The organism is Acinetobacter chengduensis (genome assembly GCF_003664645.1).
GTDB classification, from domain to species: domain Bacteria; phylum Pseudomonadota; class Gammaproteobacteria; order Pseudomonadales; family Moraxellaceae; genus Acinetobacter; species Acinetobacter chengduensis.
The window spans coordinates 1-5,251 of the sequence record NZ_RCHC01000047.1 but is presented as its reverse complement, the minus strand read 5'-3'; the positions used below and the strand labels follow the sequence as shown (position 1 = coordinate 5,251).

At 40.2% G+C, this 5,251-nt stretch carries 7 protein-coding genes; 1 reads left to right on the top strand and 6 read right to left on the bottom strand.

All coding sequences use genetic code 11. The annotated features are described in order from the left end of the window. Nucleotides 1-1,357: BspA family leucine-rich repeat surface protein (locus D9K81_RS17965; protein ID WP_121524004.1), on the top strand; the 1,357-nt coding region annotated here is incomplete at its 5' end. Between the two features lie 55 nt (nt 1,358-1,412). On the opposite strand, the gene D9K81_RS17960 is transcribed toward D9K81_RS17965, so the two are convergent. The 6 genes from D9K81_RS17960 to D9K81_RS18515 all read right to left on the bottom strand — a co-directional run. Then, nucleotides 1,413-1,784 (bottom strand): hypothetical protein, encoded by a 372-nt coding sequence (locus D9K81_RS17960; RefSeq protein WP_121524002.1) that lies wholly within the window; start codon nt 1,782-1,784, stop codon nt 1,413-1,415. A gap of 9 nt (nt 1,785-1,793) precedes the next feature. Then, on the bottom strand, nt 1,794-2,021 hold the full coding sequence (locus D9K81_RS17955) for a hypothetical protein (protein ID WP_121524000.1): 228 nt from the start codon (nt 2,019-2,021) through the stop codon (nt 1,794-1,796). Beyond that, nucleotides 2,014-2,148, bottom strand: a complete 135-nt coding sequence (locus tag D9K81_RS18800) for a hypothetical protein (protein WP_268916024.1) — start codon at nt 2,146-2,148, stop codon at nt 2,014-2,016. Before D9K81_RS18800 ends, D9K81_RS17955 begins: the two co-directional genes overlap by 8 nt. A gap of 126 nt (nt 2,149-2,274) precedes the next feature. Beyond that, nucleotides 2,275-3,324 (bottom strand): DNA cytosine methyltransferase, encoded by a 1,050-nt coding sequence (locus D9K81_RS17950; protein ID WP_121523998.1) that lies wholly within the window; start codon nt 3,322-3,324, stop codon nt 2,275-2,277. Nucleotides 3,325-3,482: 158 nt separating this feature from the next. Continuing rightward, nucleotides 3,483-4,055 carry a hypothetical protein gene (locus D9K81_RS17945; protein ID WP_121523997.1) on the bottom strand — a complete coding sequence of 191 codons (573 nt, stop codon included), beginning with the start codon at nt 4,053-4,055 and terminating at the stop codon, nt 3,483-3,485. 220 nt (nt 4,056-4,275) lie between these two features. Then, the coding region (locus tag D9K81_RS18515) for a hypothetical protein (protein ID WP_171406971.1) at nt 4,276-5,251 on the bottom strand (976 nt) is incomplete at its 5' end.

Here is a 5,251-nt window from a genome sequence, read left to right as displayed (position 1 = left end):
TGCTTTGGCCACTGGTGTGCCTTTTGTGTGGGTACAGCGAGTAGCTGAAGGCGCTAGTGTTGATGTTGGTGTTGAGGGAAGCTACTTAAAAATTTCGCCAGATTTCTTGTATGAATTGCCAGATGAACGCCTGCTTACATGGCAGCTTGAAGTCGATGGTAATTTGCACGACCAAAGACTTGGTTATGTCACAAAACCAAACGGTAGTTTTGAATGGATTTATTTTGAGGAATATCTTAAAAAAAATTCAGAGGAGTTCGGCTTAAAAGGTGATTATATCTCTGCTGATGACAACCCCCTATACCGGCACCTCTTAATTGAAAACTTGCTTAACAAAAGACGATTTATACGCCTAACCCCAAGCTTTGATTACACCAATGCTGAGCTTGTAGACTCTAAAATGAGCTTTTTTGGCACGAATGTGACTATCGAATCGGGTGGGGTGATTTCTTTCTGGTTAGGCCCAAAAAATGAAGGCCCAGTCATTCCAGAGCCAGAGCCGGAACCAGAGCCGGAACCAGAGCCAGAGCCGGAACCAGAGCCAGAGCCAGAACCAGAGCCAGAGCCAGAGCCAGAGCCAGAACCAGAGCCAGAGCCAGAGCCAGAGCCAGAACCAGAACCAGAACCAGAACCGGCAACAGCAGCGGTACTGTTTTATGACGATACTGTAAATACAGTCTCAATTTATTATGACACTGCAATGGATTCAGAAATGTCTGTGCTTTCAGTTGAATGGGGCGATGGATCTCCAGCAGAATTGCTAGGGCCTTCCCATTCCTCATGGCTGGATCATAATTTTGTAGGCCCTTATGCTGGCCGTATTAGAATTACGTCCCTAGATGGTAGAAAAGACAGCATCATCACTGTGAGAGGCCGCAATATTAAATCGCTTGAATCTTTTGGGGATGTATCAATAAAATTCCATGTGACAGGTATAGAAACCGTTCCAAGCGTGCTACCTACACATGTTCGCGCAATTCAATTTAACGAGTGTCCAGATTTTAATGATCCAAGCGTAGTAAATTGGCAGATTGAAAAGACACGTATTACAAGCTTCAGCATGCTGTTCGCCTTAGCAACACAATTCAACCAGCCAATTGGCGTGTGGAATGTGTCAAAAATTACAGACTTCACACATGCGTTTACTAGATGCATTTACTTCAACCAGCCACTTGATGATTGGGATGTGAGCGCCGCTACGAATATGGATAGTATGTTCTTTGGAACTAGCTCATTTACTTATAGTCTGACAAATTGGTGCGTACCCTCATTTACTTCTGAGCCTGAAGACTTCTCTGTATCTTCCGCATTAACGCAAGAACAATTACCTGTTTGGGGAACTTGTCCAAGCCGATAGAAAATATATGAAAAAGCCCGGATCGATCCGGGCTTTTTTATGGGTTTTACAAATTTTAAAAAAACTCGAGTTTTTTATTTTTCATGAATTTTCCAAGCTTTTTATGCGCAAAAAGCGTTTTAAACTCTTTATATAGTCGATGTGGGGTATTCAGACACTTATTCATTGGAATGATATTGCAATTATCATCAATCGCTAACTGTGATGAATACACAATACTTTCAAGCATTTCGTATGCATCGATCTGGTCGTGATCAAGTCCATTTTCATGGCATCCAGTAGTCCACACAGTATAAGTTCCATAGTCATTACCTATGTCCATTTTTTTGAATTGGCCATACTCGAGTAATAACTGCGCCGCGCGTTTGCTACGTTTTTTAAAAATGCGTTGATTCGCACTATTACGCTTATGAGTGTATTCAATCATTAAGCATTCCTATCTAAATTTACGTTTACTTTTTCGGCGCCAATCATCATTTGGGTGCAATTCCATGGGGGATGTATTACGCGCAACGGGATTGGTAATTTTTAAAATTCCAGACGGGTTTTGTGCTTCTGCCGTGATTAAATCCAAGTCTTCAAAAGCATGAATCAAGTTTGCTATTTTTGCTTTCATTGACGCACTAGCTCCAACGATAATCACCTTGCAATTTTTATCATCCATGAACATATTGGCCTTTTTTAATCAATTTTTTGATTACTGTTTGCATTGGTATGCCAGTTTTTTGGGCATAACTCGATATAGAAACATGGAGTTCGTGAGGCAGTTTTGGCTTTTGATTTTGGGCCATGATAGACACCTATATGTATAACTTGTGGCTTATGTTAGGCATAGTTTCGCCGTATATGTGGTTAGCGAGTAATCATAAAAAAATGCGCATTTATTAAAATGCGCATTTGAGTAAATGATAAATTACTCATTTATCGTTATTAATATTATTCAATAACTTGATGAGAGATTTACCAATTAAAAAGGCTAAATTAACGGGTACGGCGTTACCAATTTGCGTATATTGTGCTGTCATCGATCCACAAAACCCCCAGCTGTCTGGGAACGTCTGGATGCGTGCAAATTCACGTACGGCAAGTGGGCGAACTTCAGCGGGGTGGCAATACTCTGTTTGTGTTTGTGCTGGTGAGCAGGTCAATGTAGGGCAAGGCTTATCCCATGACAAACGCCGAGCAACACCAGTACGGCCACCAGAACTATAAAAATAATTTTTCATATATTCTTTTTGAATATCGACCGGTAAATTACGCCAATCTCCCCCGGGCGGTACCATGGCCATAATTTCTTTTTTCCGTGGCAAATACCCTGGACCAATGGAGTCTGGAACGTTGCAACTATAAAGATCACCAGCTTGTAAGGCATCTTTAAGCGTCAAAACTTTATCTGAAGGCGTTGGCCATTCAAAATTAATATTTTTGGCTAAATCATTGCGAACTGCGATTAAAAAAATCCGCTCCCGTTTTTGTGGAACGTTATAGCAAACAGCCTTCAATACTTCTGGGGTAATAAGCGTGTATCCAATTTCGGCAATAACAGCCTTGATTGTGTTTAAAGTTTTCCCCCCATCATGCTTGAGCAGGCCCTTTACATTTTCAGCAACAAATATTTTAGGCTGGATCTCCTTTACTGCCCGCGCATACTCAAAAAACATGGTACCGCGTACGTCTGCAAAACCAAGTTGCTGGCCAGCAGTTGAGAATGCTTGACATGGGAAGCCACCAGAAACAAGGTCGATAGTTCCGTTATGCTGGCTAAAATCCAACTTTTCCACACTGCCTTCAACAACATTCCAATGCGGGCGATTCTGTCGCAGAGTTTCACATGCAGTTTTGTTTTTTTCATTAAGCAAAACCGCTTCAAATCCAGCCAGTTCAAGCCCTAAAGCCAATCCGCCACCGCCTGCGAATAGTTCAATAGACTTATATTTTTGACATGGCTTTGGTATCGCCGTATTCATTTTTTAAACCCGATTTTTAACTGGGCTTAATTCTGTCACTGCTATTTCAGGTGCATTTTTATTATTCCAGCTAATAGAACTCCCCTTTATTACCGCCATAACAATTTTTTAAACAAATAAAAAGGCCGTCATTTGACGGCCTTCTCTGGGGTATTGTTTTATGCTGCTTTTAAGGCTACTTCAACATGAGTTGAGTTCATGATCTGCTCATACTGGCTTTCGCTTAACAATTCTTTGGCCATCACCATAAATGTGCGTTCAAATGTAGCCCCTTTCTGTTCATTTAAAATTTTCTTTTGCTTATTAATAATTGTGTAAATACGTGAAACTAAATTGGTTTTTATGCGTTTCGCACAAGTTGCCTGCCCTAGCCACTTGTTATCCACTTTAACCCCAGCTGATTTTTGCAGAGCTTTTGCTTGGGTGAGCTGGTTTGATATACGTGCAATATCATCGTTTTGGTCTAAAGCCAATTTGTTCAATTCTTCACGTGTCATAGCTTGCAACATTTCATCAGTGTACTGAGTGTTATCTGCTTGGTGTTTAGCCTTACGCTTATTCTGGTGGCCATTACCTTTTTGATGTGATTTTTTCTTTCCATTTCTTTTGTGATTTGGTTTTGTATTTTTTACGCCTTGTGGTGTGTTCTTTGTTTCATCTGCTTTGGCTGTTGTCGTATCAGTACGCTTTTTTACTACGATGGATTTTACAGCAGTGTTAAGTGACGTCATTTCTGTATGCTCAATTGGGTATGAAGTCCTTAAATCTTAATATCAACAAAAATATATAAATGGTTAGCGATTAACCAGTTAAACCAATAAACAGTATTGAGCATAAAGCATCCAACTTGCAATCGCTCACAAGCGGTCCCTTGTGAATGGGTAAAAAAGGGGGGGTTAAATCATTTCTTATAAAAAAGCCCTACAGTGAGGGCTTTTTTTCTTTGAGGGTTTAACGTGGTCGGCTGTCTGCTTTCCAGCACAGTTTTAATTTAATATCTTTCTTGTGGTTTTCCACGTACGTCATGAAGTTTTCGTATTCTTCAAGTTCTTCGGTCGAGATAGTGACATACGCTTCACTTTCAATATTTTCATTTTCAATATATTCGCCGCCTCCTGAATTTGGAATCTGACTAACTGCAAATGGCGAGTTAAAAATAACAAGGGCGCTAGTGTCTTCAATAAGTTCACTACCTGATCTTTTTTGCAAGCAACCATCTTTTCGGGTGTAACCATCCAGCATCCAGCCGTCATCATTAACCAGCTGAAGGCTAAATTGCGATAAATTTTTATCATTAGGCACAATTTTAAGTTTTGGAAAGTATCCGCTGTTAAATGACGTGTCATAAGAGCCCTTAAATGTTGTGTCATCTAAGACAGTAACTTGGAAACCTCCAATTTCATTTAGCTTATTAGAAATATTGGCGTACAGCTCTTGAATGTAATCATAAATTTCATAAGCATAACTAAATTGATATGCGGAATATGGGACGTCATAAACATTTCCCTTATATGTAATACGCGCCACACCGGCCAGCATAGTGGTCCAAGCAGTCGTGCCTTTGCGCAAAAATAATTCTAAATACTCTGAATAAACAGCACATATAGAGTCGGTATTAAAATCATCTTTAAAAATATCGTAAATACGCGGGGAGATAAATTGAGATCCAATATCACTCCAACTCAGCGAGTTAAGAGCGCCACCAAGATAAGAGTAATTACCATCTTGTAAACTAATGATTTGTTCATCCAGTGGGATAATATGCTTTTCACCTGTCGAAGCTATTAAGCACACTGCCAGCTGTTTGTCTGGTACTCGCACAAGGTTTTTAAATTTCAATTCAAGGCTTAGAGCACAAGTTAATGGTGTACTATCTTCACCACTTACGCGCTGTACCCATACGAAAGGCACACCAGTGGCCAAAGCG

Bases quoted from the DNA above. Each gene is read 5' to 3' on its own strand.
- D9K81_RS17950 (WP_121523998.1), bottom strand. From the start codon at position 3,324: ATGAATACGGCGATACCAAAGCCATGTCAAAAATATAAGTCTATTGAA.
- D9K81_RS18800 (WP_268916024.1), bottom strand. From the start codon at position 2,148: ATGGCCCAAAATCAAAAGCCAAAACTGCCTCACGAACTCCATGTTTCT.
- D9K81_RS17945 (WP_121523997.1), bottom strand. From the start codon at position 4,055: ATGACGTCACTTAACACTGCTGTAAAATCCATCGTAGTAAAAAAGCGT.
- D9K81_RS17960 (WP_121524002.1), bottom strand. From the start codon at position 1,784: ATGATTGAATACACTCATAAGCGTAATAGTGCGAATCAACGCATTTTT.
- D9K81_RS17955 (WP_121524000.1), bottom strand. From the start codon at position 2,021: ATGGATGATAAAAATTGCAAGGTGATTATCGTTGGAGCTAGTGCGTCA.